Origin of the sequence: Hymenobacter sp. BT730, assembly GCF_030542105.1 — a bacterium.
Lineage (GTDB): Bacteria > Bacteroidota > Bacteroidia > Cytophagales > Hymenobacteraceae > Hymenobacter.
Map to the genome: position 1 here is coordinate 1,583,127 of NZ_JAUOFB010000001.1, position 16,378 is coordinate 1,599,504.

12 protein-coding genes are annotated in these 16,378 nt (G+C 55.3%); 8 read left to right on the top strand and 4 right to left on the bottom strand.

What is annotated here, in order from left to right; all coding sequences use genetic code 11:
* Positions 1-37: 37 nt before the first annotated feature.
* Positions 38-847, bottom strand: coding sequence for a hypothetical protein (locus tag Q4G72_RS06805; RefSeq protein ID WP_303310647.1), 810 nt, complete (start codon positions 845-847; stop codon positions 38-40).
* Between the two features lie 127 nt (positions 848-974).
* Here Q4G72_RS06805 and Q4G72_RS06810 point away from each other — a divergent pair, with 127 nt between their 5' ends.
* The 5 genes from Q4G72_RS06810 (at position 975) to Q4G72_RS06830 (ending at position 5,517) form a co-directional block, all read left to right on the top strand.
* A complete protein-coding gene (locus Q4G72_RS06810) occupies positions 975-1,280 on the top strand; it encodes a hypothetical protein (protein ID WP_303310648.1) in 306 nt (101 codons plus the stop codon).
* Positions 1,281-1,310: 30 nt separating this feature from the next.
* On the top strand, positions 1,311-1,553 hold the full coding sequence (locus tag Q4G72_RS06815) for a hypothetical protein (RefSeq protein WP_303310649.1): 243 nt from the start codon (positions 1,311-1,313) through the stop codon (positions 1,551-1,553).
* Between the two features lie 312 nt (positions 1,554-1,865).
* Positions 1,866-3,665, top strand: a complete 1,800-nt coding sequence (locus tag Q4G72_RS06820; protein ID WP_303310650.1) for a family 10 glycosylhydrolase — start codon at positions 1,866-1,868, stop codon at positions 3,663-3,665.
* Between the two features lie 75 nt (positions 3,666-3,740).
* Positions 3,741-4,922, top strand: coding sequence for an acyltransferase family protein (locus tag Q4G72_RS06825; RefSeq protein WP_303310651.1), 1,182 nt, complete (start codon positions 3,741-3,743; stop codon positions 4,920-4,922).
* A gap of 73 nt (positions 4,923-4,995) precedes the next feature.
* Positions 4,996-5,517: a DUF2059 domain-containing protein gene (locus tag Q4G72_RS06830; RefSeq protein ID WP_303310652.1), complete on the top strand. Its 522-nt coding sequence runs from the start codon at positions 4,996-4,998 to the stop codon at positions 5,515-5,517.
* A gap of 80 nt (positions 5,518-5,597) precedes the next feature.
* Here the strand turns inward: Q4G72_RS06830 and Q4G72_RS06835 are convergent, their stop codons facing one another.
* The 3 genes from Q4G72_RS06835 to Q4G72_RS06845 all read right to left on the bottom strand — a co-directional run bounded on the left by Q4G72_RS06835 (position 5,598) and on the right by Q4G72_RS06845 (position 11,664).
* A complete protein-coding gene (locus Q4G72_RS06835; RefSeq protein ID WP_303310653.1) occupies positions 5,598-7,229 on the bottom strand; it encodes a 3-(methylthio)propionyl-CoA ligase in 1,632 nt (543 codons plus the stop codon).
* Positions 7,230-7,381: 152 nt separating this feature from the next.
* Entirely contained in the window at positions 7,382-10,540 is a 3,159-nt protein-coding gene (locus Q4G72_RS06840; RefSeq protein WP_303310654.1) for a serine hydrolase domain-containing protein, read from the bottom strand.
* Positions 10,541-10,644: 104 nt separating this feature from the next.
* Complete coding sequence (locus Q4G72_RS06845) at positions 10,645-11,664, bottom strand: alkaline phosphatase D family protein (RefSeq protein WP_303310655.1); 1,020 nt, start codon at positions 11,662-11,664, stop codon at positions 10,645-10,647.
* Between the two features lie 219 nt (positions 11,665-11,883).
* Between Q4G72_RS06845 and Q4G72_RS06850 the strand changes: the two genes are divergently transcribed.
* The 3 genes from Q4G72_RS06850 (at position 11,884) to Q4G72_RS06860 (ending at position 16,335) form a co-directional block, all read left to right on the top strand.
* On the top strand, positions 11,884-13,107 hold the full coding sequence (locus tag Q4G72_RS06850) for a carboxypeptidase-like regulatory domain-containing protein (protein WP_303310656.1): 1,224 nt from the start codon (positions 11,884-11,886) through the stop codon (positions 13,105-13,107).
* Positions 13,108-13,846: 739 nt separating this feature from the next.
* Positions 13,847-14,701: a hypothetical protein gene (locus Q4G72_RS06855; protein WP_303310657.1), complete on the top strand. Its 855-nt coding sequence runs from the start codon at positions 13,847-13,849 to the stop codon at positions 14,699-14,701.
* Positions 14,702-15,054: 353 nt separating this feature from the next.
* Positions 15,055-16,335, top strand: a complete 1,281-nt coding sequence (locus tag Q4G72_RS06860; protein ID WP_303310658.1) for a T9SS type A sorting domain-containing protein — start codon at positions 15,055-15,057, stop codon at positions 16,333-16,335.
* The last annotated feature ends 43 nt before the right edge of the window (positions 16,336-16,378 follow it).

A 16,378-nucleotide genomic window follows, 5' to 3' on the forward strand; every position in this document is an offset into this window, starting at 1 on the left:
GCGTAGCCAGCCGAAGGTTGATTTGCCGGGCGGCTGGTTATTTACCCAGATTCATGTGCAGGGTAGTGGCTTTGCCCTGTAGCTCATTCAGCATTTGCGGTACCGGTGCCAGGGCCACCCGCACCTGCTTATTTATGGGCGGGTTGCTGAGCTGGTAGTTGCCGCGCATCAGGGTCAGGGCCGTCATTTCGCGCTGGGCTATGTCCTTCATCAGGTCCACGCGGGCTTGCATAATGGGCTTCAGGTTGTGGTTATATACCAGCACACTGGTGAGCTTGTGCCATTCCTGAAGGGTTAAATCAGTCTGGACGGGAAAGTTTGCATCCAGACGGGCAGCGGCCACTTCCTTGTTTAAATAGGCCGACTGATGCTCGGCATTCCAGAATCGGCGGGCCAGAATCAGGTACTTGCGCGTGGCCTTTTCGTCTCGGCGGGCTGAGGCCGGGAGCAACCGCTCCATTCGCTGCACGCTGGCCTCTGTTTGGGCCTCAAAGTTAGGAATGGGGCGCGAGGCCACCGTTTCCAGAACAGCTGGGCCGGAAGTGGTGGAAGAACCGGGTTTAGCCGGCATATACCACCAGTAAAGCGCAGCGCCACCTACTAGTAGCACCACCGTCATTACGGCCGACCAGTTAATGCGAGACCCGGAATCCGTGTCCCACTCTATCTGGTTATCCTGGGCTGTAGCAATGGCTAGGTATGGATTAATGCCCCGTTGGCGTAGTTCCTGTTGAGCGGCGGTTACTAAGGTCTCGTGGTATAAGCTTGGATTGCGGATCAGAAATAGAAGTTCATCCGTCGTTTTCTGTGTTAGAAAATCAGAGCCCGAAGCACTGGAAGTTGACATTAGTGAAAAGAATAGATAATGGTTAAACAATAAGGCGGCAAGATACTGGAAAGCCGTGCTCAACCACCCGGCGCAGGCCGCGTATAGCCAGAAATACTTAGGTCTCACTTATATCCCAATAAGCCCTATGCAACCCGACGACACTCCCCAGCCACCCCTCGACCAGGACACCAGTAATCATGATCGGGCCCGCGACTTCCAGCCGGAAGGGCGCCAGGCACCGGGCACCGGCGAAGCCCTGCGGGGCCTCAACGCTGATGACAGCTCCGGCAGCGGCGGTACCGAAGGCGGCCGGCCCATTAAAGGCAAGAATGTGAGCCGCAGCACCCAGTACGACACGCCCGGCAATGCTGCCGAAGGCGACGTAGGCGGGGGCACAACCAGCAGCGGTACCGGGGTTTCAGGCGGCGAAGGCGGCCAGGTGACCCTGTAAACTCTCTTTCACCCATTTGTTTTCTTCTACATGCAAAACGACCCACAGCCCACCGACAATACGCAGCCAAATACCCCTCAGGAATCGGCGAAGCCCAATACCAACCAGCAGCCAGCTAAAGGCCAGCCGGAGCATACCAGCACCCAGGAAGATATGGGGGATGGTGAAGGCATCCGGGGTGGCTACGGCAACTCAGACCAGACCAATGGGATGGAAGGCGGCGAAGAACCTCAGCCGCACAACGACCTCACGCGCCGCGGCGTAGGGGACTAACTTAGTTCGCCAGCTACAGCCTGCCTGCAACATTGCCAATGACGGCGGCATCAACTATGCCGAAAAGCATAAGGCAGGGTAGTATTCTTTGCGCATAGGATTAATCAACGCCCAGATAGATTTTCTGCCTGGGCGTTGATGTATAGCTACTTATCGAAATAATTTCAGGTAAAATTGACTTTTGCCCAGGTACCAGGTATCCGGTAGTTACTAAGTAGGAAATAGGACAGAAATAAAGGGCATTGTTGAGCTTTTTCTCGTTATACCGCCCGGCACTGCGTAATTTCGAGGCTTATTCCTCGTTTGGTGCTGATGCTTCGTCTACTTGCTGCTGGTCGTGTTGTTTTATTTGGTTGGATGCTGGTGTTGGGGCTCATGGCTTATGGCCCCCAAGGAATTGCACAATCTCTGCCGCCCAAGCGCGAGCTGCGTGGTGTCTGGATTGCCTCAGTAGAAAATATAGACTGGCCCAGTTCCCGCACCCTCACTGCCGAGCAGCAGCGCCGCGAGTACCAGCGCATGCTGAATGCCGAGCAGCGCGCCGGAATCAACGCCGTATTTGTGCAGGTGCGCCCAGCTTCCGATGCCTTTTACAAATCCGAGCTGGAGCCCTGGAGCAAGTGGCTCACCGGGCAGCAGGGCCGCGCCCCCAGTCCCGAGTACGATCCACTGCCTTTTCTCATTGACGAAGCCCACGACCGGGGCATGGAGTTTCACGCCTGGTTTAATCCCTACCGGGCTTCGCTGGATTCAGTAACGCGCCGGCTGGCGCCCAACCACCAGTTTCGGCAGCATCCGGAGTGGTTTATTCGCTACTCAGGCAAGCTGCTTTACAACCCCGGCCTGCCGGAAGTGCGCAACTATATTACCCAGGTAATTCTGGATGTGGTACGCCGCTATGATATTGATGGCGTGCACTTTGATGACTACTTCTACCCGTACCCGGAGCCCGGTCAGGTCATTCACGATGAAGCCGCCTTTGCTCAGTACAACCCCAATAACCTAAAGCTGGCCGACTGGCGCCGCCAGAACGTGAACCTGCTTATTCAGCAGGTGCATGACTCCATTCGCAGCACCAAGCGTTGGGTGAAGTTTGGCGTCTCGCCGTTCGGCGTTTGGATGAATAAATCCGGCCACCCCGATGGCTCCGATACCCGCGCCGGGCAGCCCAGCTACGCCAATCTGTATGCCGATACGCGCCTGTGGCTGCAGCAAGGCTGGGTAGACTACATTGTGCCGCAACTCTACTGGAGCAGCAATTTCCGGCTGGTGCCCTACGCCACCATTCTGGAGTGGTGGGCCCGCAACCATTATGACCGGCACCTGTACATTGGCCAGGGTGCTTACCGCATGCTGGAAAGCACCCGCTCCGATACCACCTGGCGGAACCCGCGTGAGCTGCCGCGGCAGGTGCGCCTGAACCGCTCCTTTCCGGCTGATGTTAGTGGCAGCGTGTTTTTCTCGGCCAAATCCATTATGGCCAACCCGCTGCACACCACCGATTCTTTGCGTCTGAACCTGTTCCGCTACCCGGCACTTATCCCCACCATGCCCTGGATGGATGCTGTGCCGCCCCGCCCGGCCCAGAACCTGATGCTCACTCGTGCCGGTGGCCCCGTTACCTTGCGCTGGCAGGCCGGCCCCCAGGCTACCGATGGCGACGATGCCCGCTACTTTGTAATCTACCGCTTTGCTGAAGGCGAAACCCCTGGCCCCGATGACCCCCGCCGTATCCTAACGCTGCTGCCCCGGCGCCCGGATAAGCCCTTGGTGTGGCAGGATACTACTGCCCGCCCCGGCCGGGAATACGCCTACTACGTTACGGCCGTGGATCGGCTGCATAATGAAAGTGCTCCGGTACGCGTCACTACGCTGAAAAATGATCCGGAAGTGCTGGTGGCGGAAACGCCAGCGGCTCCGGCTTTGCCAGAAACCTTGCCCGGAGCTACACCTGGCGCTACGCCACCAGTAACCACGCGGCCTCCGGCCCGGCCGGCTCCTTCGCGGCCCACTGTTGGCAGCCGACCATCTTCATCTACGGCCTCCAAGACCAAAGTCAAAATCAAGCACAAGCGCCGGCAGGGAATATTGGGGCGGATATTTGGCGGCTAAATTATTGGCTACTGCTACGTAACTTTAATCTGAGTCAATAAACCGGCTGTTCCCAGGACTTAGAACGCAGCTCTCATGCAAACTACTACCCAAGCTGCTGTTTCTACCACGGGCATTCAGCCACTCCAGGAGGCTTCCCAGCCCGGCCGCCTGATATCCCTGGATGTCTTTCGGGGCATAACGGTGCTGGTAATGCTGCTGGTAAACCACCCCGGCGACTGGGGCCACATCTACGCGCCGCTGGCACACGCGGAGTGGCATGGCTGCACCGTGGCAGATCTGGTCTTCCCCTTCTTTCTGTTTATTGTGGGCGTATCGGCAGTATATGCTTTAGATAGCAGCCGGCAGGAGCCGGAGCGCCGCCGTACGGCTATGCGCCGCGTGCTGCGCCGGGCCACGCTCATTATTGCCCTGGGCATTCTGGTAGCGCTCCTGCCATACTTTGAGTTTGCCACGGTACGCCTGCCGGGCGTGCTCCAGCGTATTGGGGTGGTATTTGGCGTATGCGGATTTTTGTTTCTGTATACTACCCGCCGCCAGCAAATTGCGCTGGTTGCGGGGCTACTGGTGGGCTACGCCATTTTGCTGCAATGGGTCCCGGTGCCCGATTTCGGCCCCGCTAACCTGGACCCGGCAACCAATCTGGGCGCGTGGTTAGACCGGCTCATCTTCACCGAAAATCACCTCTGGAAGCTTAGCCGTACCTGGGACCCGGAAGGTTTGTTGAGTACGCTGCCGGCTATTGCTACTGGCCTGCTGGGCATGCTCACGGGGGAGTGGCTGCGCCGCCCACGTCTGGAGCCTGCCGTGAAAGTAGTGTGGCTATTGATTGATGCGGGTCTGCTGATTGTGCTGGGACTGATTTGGAGCTACTGGTTTCCGCTTAACAAAAGCCTTTGGACCAGCTCTTACGTGCTCTTTACCGGTGGGCTGGCCGTAGCGGGCCTGGCTACGCTCTACTGGCTTTGCGATGTGCAGGGCTGGCGACGTCTGGCCTTTCCGGCACAGGTAGTAGGTGTAAATGCGCTGCTGGTGTTTGTGGGCTCTACGCTGGTGGCCCGCACACTCAACCTGTGGCAGGTGGCTGGGCCGGCCGGCAAAACCATTAGCATGAAGGACGGGCTGTATGGGCAGTTTTTTACGCCTTACTTCACCTCTCCTTACAATGCCTCTTTGGCCGGTGCCGTGGTATGCATGCTGATCTGGTATGTAGTGCTGTGGGTGCTGCACCGGCGGAGTATCGTTGTAAAGCTCTAGCCAACTCCCCTGGGCCGTTTATTTTCCGGACCTTGTAACGAACTTATCTTTTCCACATCCTATCAGAGTTCATATGTCTTTGTTTGATTTCCCGGCCGCCCGTTGGGGTGGCGCATTATGCGCAGCAGGTTTGCTGCTGTTTTCCCCGGCTCTTCTGGCTCAAAATACCACGGCAGCCTCGGCTACTCCTGCACAAACAACCATTTCTGCCGGGCAACGCAAAGCCGCTGAAACGCTGTTGGAAGTCATGCAGTCTGAAAAGACTATCAACCAGAGTATTGATATGACCCTGGCCATGCAGGTGCAGCAAAACCCCAACCTGCAGAAGCTGGAGCCTGAAATGCGCGCATTCATGAATAAATACATGAGCTGGGCCTCGCTGAAGGAGGATATGGTGACACTTTACGCACGGGAATTCACCGAGAAAGAGTTGCGCGACCTGACGAAGTTCTACCAGTCGCCGACGGGGCAGAAGTATGTAAGCAAGCAGAACCTGCTGCTACAGGCAGGCATGCAGTTGGGACAGCGCCGGGTGCAGGAAAACCTGCCGGAACTGCAGCGTATGCTGGAAGAGAAAATGAAAGCACAGGAATAACCGTTTTCTGCCTAAAGCAAAACGGCGCTACCCAAGTGGGCGGCGCCGTTTTGCTTACTTATCAATTCCGAAGGCTGCTATCAGCCACCCAGCACATATCCTTCAAAGTCTTTGCGTAGCTGCGTTTTGAGAAGCTTACCGGTAGCCGTATGGGGCAGCTGCTCCACAAATTCTACGGCATCGGGTTTCCACCAGCTGGCCACTTTGCCTTCGTAAAAGTCCAGCATCTCCTCAGCAGTTACTTCATGGCCGGGCCGGACTACAACCACCAGCAACGGCCGTTCGCTCCATTTGGAATGCGGGACACCGATAACGGCTGCTTCGGCCACTGAGGGATGCCCCACAGCCAGGTTTTCCAGCTCAATGCTCGAAATCCATTCACCGCCGGATTTGATGACATCTTTGGAGCGGTCGGTTATTTGCATAAAGCCGTTGGGGTCGATGGTGGCCACGTCGCCGGTGCGGAACCAGCCGCTTTTCGTCAGCTCGCCGGGCTCCCCGGCCCGGAAGTAGTCGGCTACAATAAAAGGGCCGCGCACCAACAGGTCGCCAAAGGCTACGCCGTCGTGGGGCAGTTCACGGCCTTCGTCGTCCACAATCTTCATATCCACCCCAAAAATGGCGCGGCCCTGCTTGGTCTGAATAGCAAACTGCTCATCGGGGCTTAGGCTCAGCTGCTGACTTTTGAGGGTGCAAACGGTGCCCAGCGGCGAGGTTTCCGTCATGCCCCAGGCATGCCGGATTGTAATGCCCAATTCATCATGAAATGCCTTCAGCAAGGCCGGAGGGCAGGAGGCACCCCCTACAATCATCTTATTGAGGGTGCTGAAATGCAGTTTTTTATCCCGCATAAACTGCAAAAGCCCAAACCAGATAGTAGGTACCCCGGCGGAAAATGTTACTCCTTCATTCTCAAACAGCTCATATAGGCTGGCCGCATCCAGACCGGGGCCGGGCAGCACCAGTTTGCAGCCAATCATAGGTGCCAGATACGGAATGCCCCAGGCATTGACGTGGAACATAGGCACTACAGGCAGAATAACGTCGCGCGCGGAGCAGTTAAAGCAGTCGGGCATGGCGGCGGCATAGCTATGCAGCAGCGTGGAGCGGTGCGAGTAAAGGACACCTTTGGGTTGGTCAGTAGTGCCGGACGTATAGCACAGGGATGAGGCCGTGTTTTCATCGAAGACAGGCCAGGTAAATTCGTCGCTATGTGCCGCCAACAGGTCTTCGTAGCAGCGCACTTCACCGGGCAGCGTGGTAGCCTCCGGCATATGGGCACGGTCGGTCATCAGCACCCAGGCCTCTACTTTTGGGCATAAGGGCGCTAGTTTTTCTACCAGCGGTAGAAAAGTAAGATCAAAGAAAATCAGCCGGTCTTCGGCGTGGTTGATGATGTAAACCAACTGCTCCGGAAACAGCCGCGGGTTAATGGTGTGGCATACCGCACCCATGCCGGATATGCCATAATACAGCTCAAAATGGCGGTGCGTATTCCAGGCCAGCGTGCCTACCCGGTCGCCCCAACTGATATCCAGCCCAGTAAGAGCATTGGCCAGCTGCTTGCTGCGGCGGTGCGCGGCAGTATAGGTGTAGCGGTGAAAGCCGCCTTCTACCAGGCGTGTTACTATTTCCGTATCGGCGTGCCACTTGGCGGCGTGCTCAATGAGCCCGGCAATGCGCAGGGGCTCCTGCATCATTAATCCTAACATATATAGCGGTGGGTTTGGGGAGGCTATAAGCTAAGGAGAAATGCGGAAGTAAGCCAAGGGGGAGCAGGACCCTACCCTATGGGAAGCCTATTAAAAAACAGCCCCATGCTTTGGCAAAGGCATGGGGCTGGCTTAGCGGAATCAAAAGAGTTTTAATTCTCTTCCGGAACGGTGCTTTCTACTTCCAGATGCCGGGGCTTGCGAATAGCATCAATAGCCAGCTGCTGAATCTGGGTCCGCACGTTTAAGTCTGAGAGCTTATTATTGCGGCGCGTAGGGTTCACGCGGTTGGAAAGAAAAATATACGTCAGCTCATACTGCGGGTCTACCCAGAAATAGGTACCCGTGAAGCCGGAATGCCCAAAGCTACTGGCGCTGGCATCGTGGGCAGTGTTGCCGGCCGGCGGGGTGCTGGGCTTGTCAAATCCCAGGGCGCGGCGGTTCTGGGGGCAGAACTGGCAACGGGTATATTCAGCCAGCGTTGCTTCTTTAATAAGCTGCTGATTGCCATAGCGGCCACCGTTAGCATAGAGCTGCACCAGCTTGGCCAGATCGGTAGCCGAGCCGAACAGGCCCGCGTGCCCGGATACCCCGCCCAGCAGTGCAGCGCCCTCATCATCTACAGTGCCATGCAGCAGCTGCCGGCGGAACAGGGAGTCATACTCTGTGGGTACAATACGGCTAAGCGGGAAGCGCCGCGTCGGATTGAAGCCCAGTGTGGTAGCCCCCAGGGGCTGATAGAAGTTTTCCCGCAGGTACTGGTCGAAAGGTTTCCCGCTGAGGCGTTCTACTAACAAGGGGTATAGATAGAACGACAAATCAGAGTACACATAGCCCGGCTTGGCATTCAGCGGCGACTTCCCAATAGCTTTGATAAGACGCTTGGGTAAGTCGCGGCGGGCCCACTCGTTGTGGGCTATCTGCAAGGGGAACAAGGCAGACGAGTCGCGGCGCACATACCACCACTTTAGCTTGCCGTTTTTGCGTACGTAGCTTTTCCAGAAAGGAATCCAGGCCTGCAGGCGCGCTTGGTGCGTGAGTACGTCGCGCAGCTTCAGGTTGGCTTTATCAGTTTTGCGCAGCTCGGGGAAATAGTCGCCCAAGGTTTTATCGGGGCTGAATTTGCCTTCATCCTGCAGCTTCATCAGTGCCGGAATGGCAGCCGTTACTTTGGTAAGCGAAGCCAGGTCATAAATATCGGTATCCCGCACAAGACGGGCAGTTTTACCGGCTTCAGGGTAGGTTTGGGTGCCGTAGCTTTTGCGCAGGACTACCGTGCCCCGCCGCGCAATGATAATTTGAGCGCCGGGCGTAGCGTGGGCAGCCAGCGCCTGCGCCATCACGGAATCCACGCGGGCTTCTAGGCGCGGGTCCATTTCCACATCCTCAGGCGCCCCAAAGCGAAGCCGCGCGCCCCCTTGTAAAGGCAGTCCGGCACCGTAGGCGTATTTGTCTGATACCGTCACGGGTAGGCGCCCGGTAGCGCTGAGGCCACCAAAAATCAGCTCAGCAACTTTCTCCTGGGCATTTCGGCTTTCCTGATATGCTATGATTACCGCGTCGGCGCGGTCCAGGTCACGCACTTTGGCCGCTGCGTAGGCTGAGCCAAATACGCTGACCACCATCCGCTGTTTAGCGGCGCCCAGCTCACGCAGCAGCACATTGGTTTCGGGGGTTATACCGAAGCTGGTGGCCGGCTGGCGACCCAGGTTGCTTAATCCTACCAGAATGGTATTGTAAGGCCGTAGCGCCTCGCGCATTTTCACCAGCTCGTCCAGCGTAGGCGTGGCGGGTAGCCAGAAGTGGCGCACCGGAGCATACACGGCCACCATACGCTGAAAATCAGTGGTGTCTTTGGTGCCGATAGTAAGGGTAGCCAGCCGGAGCGTATCCAGGCGGGGGAGGGGCAACAGGTTTTTCTGGTTGCGCAGCAAAGTCACGCTCAACTCCGAAAGGTGGCGGCTGAGGTACTGGGCATGGGCCCCGTTGAGGTCCTGGTAGATGTTTTTGAGATTGATAGGCTGGTACTTGTCCAGCCCCGCCCACTGCTTTAAAGCCAACACCTTGCGGCAGCGCCGGTCTATATCCTCCTGGCTCAATTCTCCGCGGTTGATGGCCGCGCGCACCATTTGCAGGGCCAGTGGAATGTTTTTCGAGAACTCCAGAATATCGTTGCCGGCTTGCAGGGCGCGCACATCGGCCTCGCCGGGCGGGTATTTGCTGATGACGCCCTTCATGTTCATGGCATCGGTGAAGATAATGCCTTCAAAGCCCATTTTGCGCTGCACCATGTCCGTGACAATAGGGCGGGAAAGGGTGGAGGGGGTACCGGTGCTATCCAGGGCCGGAATGTTAAGGTGGGCAATCATCAGGCCACCCAGGCCGCGCTGCATCAGGCTGCGGAAGGGGTACAGTTCCAACGTATCGAGGCGGCGCTGGTCTACGCGCACCAGCGGCAAGGCCAAGTGAGAATCGGTATCGGTGTCGCCGTGGCCGGGGAAGTGCTTGGCTACGGCCAGAATGCCCGCGTCCTGCATTCCCTTCATATAGAGGTAGCTTTTCTCCGTCACGTTCTGCCGGTCTTCGCCCCAGCTGCGGAAGCCAATAACGGGGTTGGCGGCGTTGTTATTCACGTCTACTACCGGCGCGAAATTGACGTGCATGCCCAGCCGCTTGAACTGCGCCGCCACTTCCTCGCCCATATCATAGAGGAGCTGGTTGTCCCGAATACCGCCCATGCTCATTTGGAAGGGAAAGCGCACCACACTGTCCAGGCGCATGCCCACGCCCCATTCGGCATCCATGGCCACCAGTAAGGGCACCCGGCTCTGACTTTGGTAGCGGTTTAGCAAGCGGCTTTGGCGCGCGGGCCCACCCTGAAAGAAAATCAGGCCCCCAATGCCGTACTGTTGGATCAAGGTCGAAACCGAATCCTCATCAATACGCTGACGGTTGGAATAAGCCGCCACCATAAACAGCTGGGCCACGCGCTGGTCGGGCGTGAGCGTCTGCATCACCGAATCTACCCAGCGCGAGCTGCTGAGCTGCGCGGCAAATGGCACTGGCAGCTTGCCCGGCTGTCCGTTCACTGCCTTTGCCACTACCAGTGCAGGTTTGGGCTTAGCTGCCGGAACAACCTGTTCTGGCCGGGGAACGGCCGTGGCGGGGCGACTGCGGCGCACCGGTGCCCGGCGGGCTACCGTATGCGTGGTTTTTTTGCGGGCCGAAGATTTCTTCCGGCGTTGCGCCGAAACATCTGCCGGGGCTAGTAGCAGCAGCGCCAGCAGCAGAAAAGAGAGGTAGCGGAACAAAGGCAAGCGGCTTGGGCGAAGGATGAATTGCGAAGTTAGGGGAATGTGCTGCTTTCGCCGACGGTACCCAGCTTAGAGCGGCGCAGTTACGAAGAGGTAGCGGCTTATTTCTTTATCTCGATATCCTCCGAATAAAACTCAACGCCCTCATCTCCCTTCAGCGCCGCCGAAACCAGCAGCTTGCGGTGCTTCTGCCGGAACCGGAACAAGGCATAGTGCTTCTGATTAACCAGCGGCCCTACGCGGTATTGGTTGGGCTCGCCGGTATTCTGTGTGGCCGGGTGCGTTAGGCCACTGGAGGTTACCTCATAAATGGGCTGCTCCAGGCCGGGTAGGGTTATTTTGGAAATTTCACCAATGTGTCGGTCGCCGCTGATGAGCAGCACGCCTTTGGTTTTGGTAGAAACCAGCAAATCCAGCAGGCGTTTGCGGGCGGTAGGGAAGTTGGCCCACTTTTCATAGACGTGCTCCTGCGGCAGGAACTGAATGCCCGAGGCAATGATGTGAGCATCGGCATCGGAGTTAGTGAGCTGCTGCTCCAGCCACTTCCATTGCGCCTCGCCCAGAATGTCGCCGGTCAGATTGGGGTGGTACACTTTGTTGGCGTCGCGGTAGAGCGTATCCTGAAAGTAACGGTCATCCAGCAGAATTACTTTCACCTTCTTGCGGCCCACTTTATAATCGTAGGCGGCATAAATACCCTCCTGCTGGCGGCGTGGGCTGCCGGTGGGCTCCTGCAGAAAGTCCAGCGTTACCTGCTGGCTTTGCTTTTTAAAGGGGTAGTTCTTGTCGCCATCGTTGCGGCCATAGTCGTGGTCGTCCCAGGTACCGATGATGGCCGTGCCCTGCTCACGCAGGTGGCGGTAGCCCGGCTGATTGAACTGGGCATCGTACTTCTGGCGCATCACCTGCATGTCGTCGGTGTCGCCATAGATATTATCGCCCAGCCAGATCCAGACTTGAGGCTTATCTTCCGCAATATCATCCCAGAGCGGCTGGGGCAGGTCGTGGCGGTTGCAGGAGCCAAAGGCAATGCGCAGTTCTTTTTTGTGCTGCGCCAGCACGGGCGTACCAACACTTATATATAAAGAAGTCAGCGCGGCAAGTAGCAGGGTTGGTTTCATCAGCAGGGGTACAGTAAGTGGCAGACCAGTCAGCAAAGGAAAGGCAAAGATTATCTTTCTGGGTATGATAGTTGGTTTGAAAACTATCCGGTTCGTTTTTTGTAAAAGCCACACATGTTACCGGGTAGTACTTACGTTTAGTGTTTCTCGATTCTTTTCACTTCAATACTGGCTGTTTTGATTTATCGGTCTTCGCTTTTTCTTCGTCATTCCTATTCCGTGGCCGCCCGCCTGATAAGTAAGCCACTGGGTTTATTGCTGGGCTTGGTGCTGCTGGCTCAATTTGCGCAGGCACAGGTACTGCTACGCGGTACCGTTATCGATAAAGATACCCGTGAGCCGCTGCCGTTTGTAAGCATTGGTGTAAGCGGCACCTCATTGGGTACGGCCAGCAACGAAAACGGAGAGTTTTCTATCAATTTACCTTCCTTGCCACGCACGCTGGTGTTTTCGGAGCTCAGCCACCAGCGCGACACGGTGCGGGTTACTTCCGCCGCCGAGCCCTTGGCGGTTGCCCTGGCGTCGGCCTCCATTACCCTGCCCGAGGTGAAAGTAGGCAGCTATGCTTTCCAGCTGGTAGACCGTGCCTATCGGCGGCTGCAGAACAGCTATGATCAGAAATTCTACGGTAAAGCCTTCTACCGCCAGATTACGCGCATTGGTGGAGAGCCTACGGAACTGCAGGAAGTTATCTGGAACGTGAAATCGAATAACTCCCGCATTGAGGGTACCGCTATTGCGCAGGGCCGCTATGCCGGCAAGCAGGCGCTTACCAGCTTCAGCAATTTCTCGTTGTACACCCGCTCCTTTGGCCTGTTTGACCCTCGGGCCGACAGCACCAAATCCCTGGCGCTGCTTAGCCCCAACACCTTCAAAAATTACCTGCTCGAAATCAAAGGCATTGTTGCCGGTCCCGACTCTACTAAAGGGGGGGTAGCCGAAATAACCTTTGAAACCCGACCCGAACTGACCAGATACGAATCAAAAGGTACTATTTGGGTAGATACGGATACTTACCAGGTGCTGCGCTACCAAATGACCACGCCCAACTTCACGGCTACGTCCAGCAACCCCAACCAGAAGTTCCGCAACCCAGAGCTGCAGATTGAAATGGCTTTTCAGGATGCCGCAGGGGCCACCGGTTCCACGCCGCTATCCTATATGAAAACGAATCTGCGGGCAGAGCTGACCAGCACCGGCAAAGCGGCTACTCCCATCAACGTGCAGTCGTTTACTTTCTTCTACGATACCACGCCTACGCCTACCGGCATTAAATACGCCCCGGCCGGAACCAAAGACCGTGACCTGGATGCTATTCGGAGTATCAAATATGATCCGGAGTTCTGGGCCAACAACCCGGTAGTGAAGCGCACACCGGTGGAAGATGAGGTTATTGCGGCTTTCGAGCGAAAAGGCGCATTTGGCACTATGATCAAAAAATAGCCCCTCCTTTATTGTAAAAAAGCCCGCTGGTATTCACCAGCGGGCTTTTTTTATGGTCTTCGGTCAATGCTGCCCTGCACGGTATCTGAGTTAGTGTAGAGAAATCTAAACTAGGAGACCAAGCAGGAAATAGGCGTCGTACGGTAATTTGTGTATTATCGATATAGGTATAATTAATATTATAATATTACAAATAAGCTTGTTCATGCATGAGCTAAGTGTTATATTAATAGGAGAATTCAGGCGAATAATTGAACTGTAAAGTTGGCTGGTGATGAAAGCAAATCTACTCTCTCTTTTCCTATTGGTTGGAGCGCTGTTTGGCGCATACACACAGGGGCAGGCGCAAACCTATTATTATAGTACTACCTCGGCAGCCTTACTGCCAGGTGCTACCTTACAGTGGAATGCTGCCGCTTCCTGGACCAAATCCAGCAGCCCTGCCGGATTACCTATGCCCGATGTTCCAACATCTGGGTGGAATAATGTTGTGACCATAGATCGTAAAGTCGAATTGACTGCTGACTATGAAGTGGGCGGCGCGGATGGCAAAATATCCATAGGCAGTTTAGGGGAATTAGTTGCGACCGGCAGGACTTTGAAGTTTGTAGAGCAAGCAAAGAGAGCCGTCCAAAGATTCTCTATTGCCAGTGGTGGTAAAATAACCGCGGCTACTCTGGAGTTTTATAAATCCGATGCGTCTATCAGATCGGCCACTACGCTGGACTGCAATCTGTTATTGAGCAATCAGTCTACGTTTGCTATTTCCTCCAATGTGGTGGTGAATGGTGACCTGGTGGTTTATAACGGCAACACAGATGCCACTACGCCCGACATTGATGAAGGACTGGGGGAAGCCAGCTTAACTGTAATGGGGCAGGTATTAAGTCTGAACAATGGTCCAATGAAAGGATTGTTTGCAGATAATATCACGGTATGTGTAAAAAGGGGAGGAGGCTGTGGCCGAAATACCCTGGATAGCCGACTGGTAGTCAATACCAACGTGGAAATCCCCAATAATGGCTGCCCCCCACCTTCATTGCCCGTGGAGCTAAACAGCTTTACAGCGCACTATGCTAGTGGCCAGGTGCAGCTAACCTGGAGTACCGCCCTGGAGCGGGCTTCCGCCAGCTTCACCGTAGAGCGCTCTACCGATGCCCATGCTTTTCATTCGATTGCCCACGTACAGGCGGCCGGCCAGTCCAGCACGCTTCAAAAATACTCTGCCACGGATGCATCGCCGGTAATGGGCACCAACTACTACCGGCTTCGCCAGACAGATGCCGATGGCACCCAAGCCTTTTCTCCGGTAGTGGTTGTGGAAGCCACTGTTCATAAGGCAGAACTCCTGGCGTATGGACAGGCAGGCAGCGCAGCCCAAATACATGTAGCGTTACACACGCCGGGCGAATGCAGGCAACTGCGCGTGGTAGATAACCTGGGACGTATTATCTACAGTGAAGTAATTCCGGCCGCCGTTAAAGGAATTCTACAGCGTCAGATTCAGTTGGGCCAGCGCCCCACCGGTATTTACACGGTTCAGGCCCTAACTGCCACTGGCCTTCTCACACAACGCCTATTGCTGCAGGAATAAGGCTTCCAAACCTGAACAACATGCCAAGGCCCCTCCAGATGATTCTGGAGGGGCCTTGGCATGTTGTCGGAGCCGAGAAAAAATTTATTTAATAAGCAGATTGGGGAACATTTTATAGATTTTTTTTGTCGCCATCATACAAATACTTGTAAAATAAGTACAGTTTTTGTATAGCATTATAAACAAACTGGACAGCTTCAGGCTGTTTAAGTTCTGTTTCTAATAATTAAAATATTTATATATATAAAATTGATCGAATATATTTTTATTGGTAATTTTTGATCTAAAAATAAGCGTTGTCGTATAAATATCAAGCTTTTGCGATAAAAAGTTTGACTTTAACTACGACGAACATGAAAACCAATATACTCTCTTTTGTCCTATTTTCTCTGCTGAGCTTCGGGCTTCATACAGGGACAGCCGCGCAAACGGTTTATACCACCACTGCCACTGGCGGTACTTGGAGCGACCCGGATACTTGGACCGTTACCGGCACGGCTAACGCAAACAGAGTGCCCACCAATCAGGTAGTAAACGGGCGAGACGTCAGCAATAACATCATCATCATTAATGCTCCTGTACAGCTGGATAGGGACTATACCGTATCGGGCAACAATGGGATAATATTAATTGGAACCGCAGGTTCTATTGAGGAGGCGGCCTCTACTCCCGGGCGCGCCTTAAACTTTGGCCAGCAGACAGGCGCCGATCAGCAGCGGCTGCTGGCCAATGGTAGCGTGGAAGTAACCTCCATGAGCTTTTTGAAGGCTGATGCCCTGATTAACGCTCCACTGACAGCTAAGTGCAGTATTTCCATTTCCAACCAGTCCACGCTCACGGTAGCTTCCAATGTTAGCATTGAAGGGGACCTGATTGTACGTCAGGGCAACCCCAGCATTGAGGGAACCGGAGCCCTGGAAATTGATGGCTGCGTGCGCACCCAAAGCCGGGGAAACCTGAATGGTTTGTTTGGGCCCAACCTGCGGGTATGCATACAGGGGCAGGATAATGCCTGCTCCGCTGCTCCTGAGCCAGGCCTGGATTGCAACCCCAATGCTTTGCAGGCTATTGCCATTAATGGCTGTGCCCCGCTGCCTGTTGAGCTGATTAATTTCTCCGCTAAATATGTAGATGAGCAGGTACAGCTCAACTGGGCTACGGCCATGGAACGGGCCTCGTCCAACTTCACTGTAGAACGCTCACAGGACGGCCGCCAGTTTGAAGCTGTTTCCGTAGTGCCTGCTGCCGGCCAGTCCTCTTCTACACTCACGTACAGCTCCGTAGATAAAACGCCCCGCGCTGGTACCAGCTACTACCGCCTGAAAGCCACTGATACCGATGGTACCTTCTCCTACTCCAGTGTAGCGGTAGTGCAGGTTGGCAAAGGCAATCAAACAATGACTGTGTATGGTAATCTGTCGTCGTTGAATCTGGATTTGCGCAGCCCGGGCACCTGCCGCGCCATTCGGGTGCTGGATAGCATGGGCCGGGTAGTATATACTGAACAGCTGGCGGCAGAAACCGCTGGTACTTTCTCCCGCACTATTCCGTTGCGTACTTCGGTAGCGGGCATCTACATTGTGCAGGCTATGACCTCTACCGGCATGATGAGCCAGAAAATCCTGCTGAATTAAACCACACAAATTTCCCGCTGATAAAACCCCGGTACCTCCGAAG

Excerpts from the sequence above, each read along its gene's own strand:
- Q4G72_RS06805 (WP_303310647.1), bottom strand. The coding sequence starts at position 847 with ATGTCAACTTCCAGTGCTTCGGGCTCTGATTTTCTAACACAGAAAACG.
- Q4G72_RS06810 (WP_303310648.1), top strand. The coding sequence starts at position 975 with ATGCAACCCGACGACACTCCCCAGCCACCCCTCGACCAGGACACCAGT.
- Q4G72_RS06815 (WP_303310649.1), top strand. The coding sequence starts at position 1,311 with ATGCAAAACGACCCACAGCCCACCGACAATACGCAGCCAAATACCCCT.
- Q4G72_RS06820 (WP_303310650.1), top strand. The coding sequence starts at position 1,866 with ATGCTTCGTCTACTTGCTGCTGGTCGTGTTGTTTTATTTGGTTGGATG.
- Q4G72_RS06825 (WP_303310651.1), top strand. The coding sequence starts at position 3,741 with ATGCAAACTACTACCCAAGCTGCTGTTTCTACCACGGGCATTCAGCCA.
- Q4G72_RS06830 (WP_303310652.1), top strand. The coding sequence starts at position 4,996 with ATGTCTTTGTTTGATTTCCCGGCCGCCCGTTGGGGTGGCGCATTATGC.
- Q4G72_RS06835 (WP_303310653.1), bottom strand. The coding sequence starts at position 7,229 with ATGTTAGGATTAATGATGCAGGAGCCCCTGCGCATTGCCGGGCTCATT.
- Q4G72_RS06845 (WP_303310655.1), bottom strand. The coding sequence starts at position 11,664 with ATGAAACCAACCCTGCTACTTGCCGCGCTGACTTCTTTATATATAAGT.
- Q4G72_RS06860 (WP_303310658.1), top strand. The coding sequence starts at position 15,055 with ATGAAAACCAATATACTCTCTTTTGTCCTATTTTCTCTGCTGAGCTTC.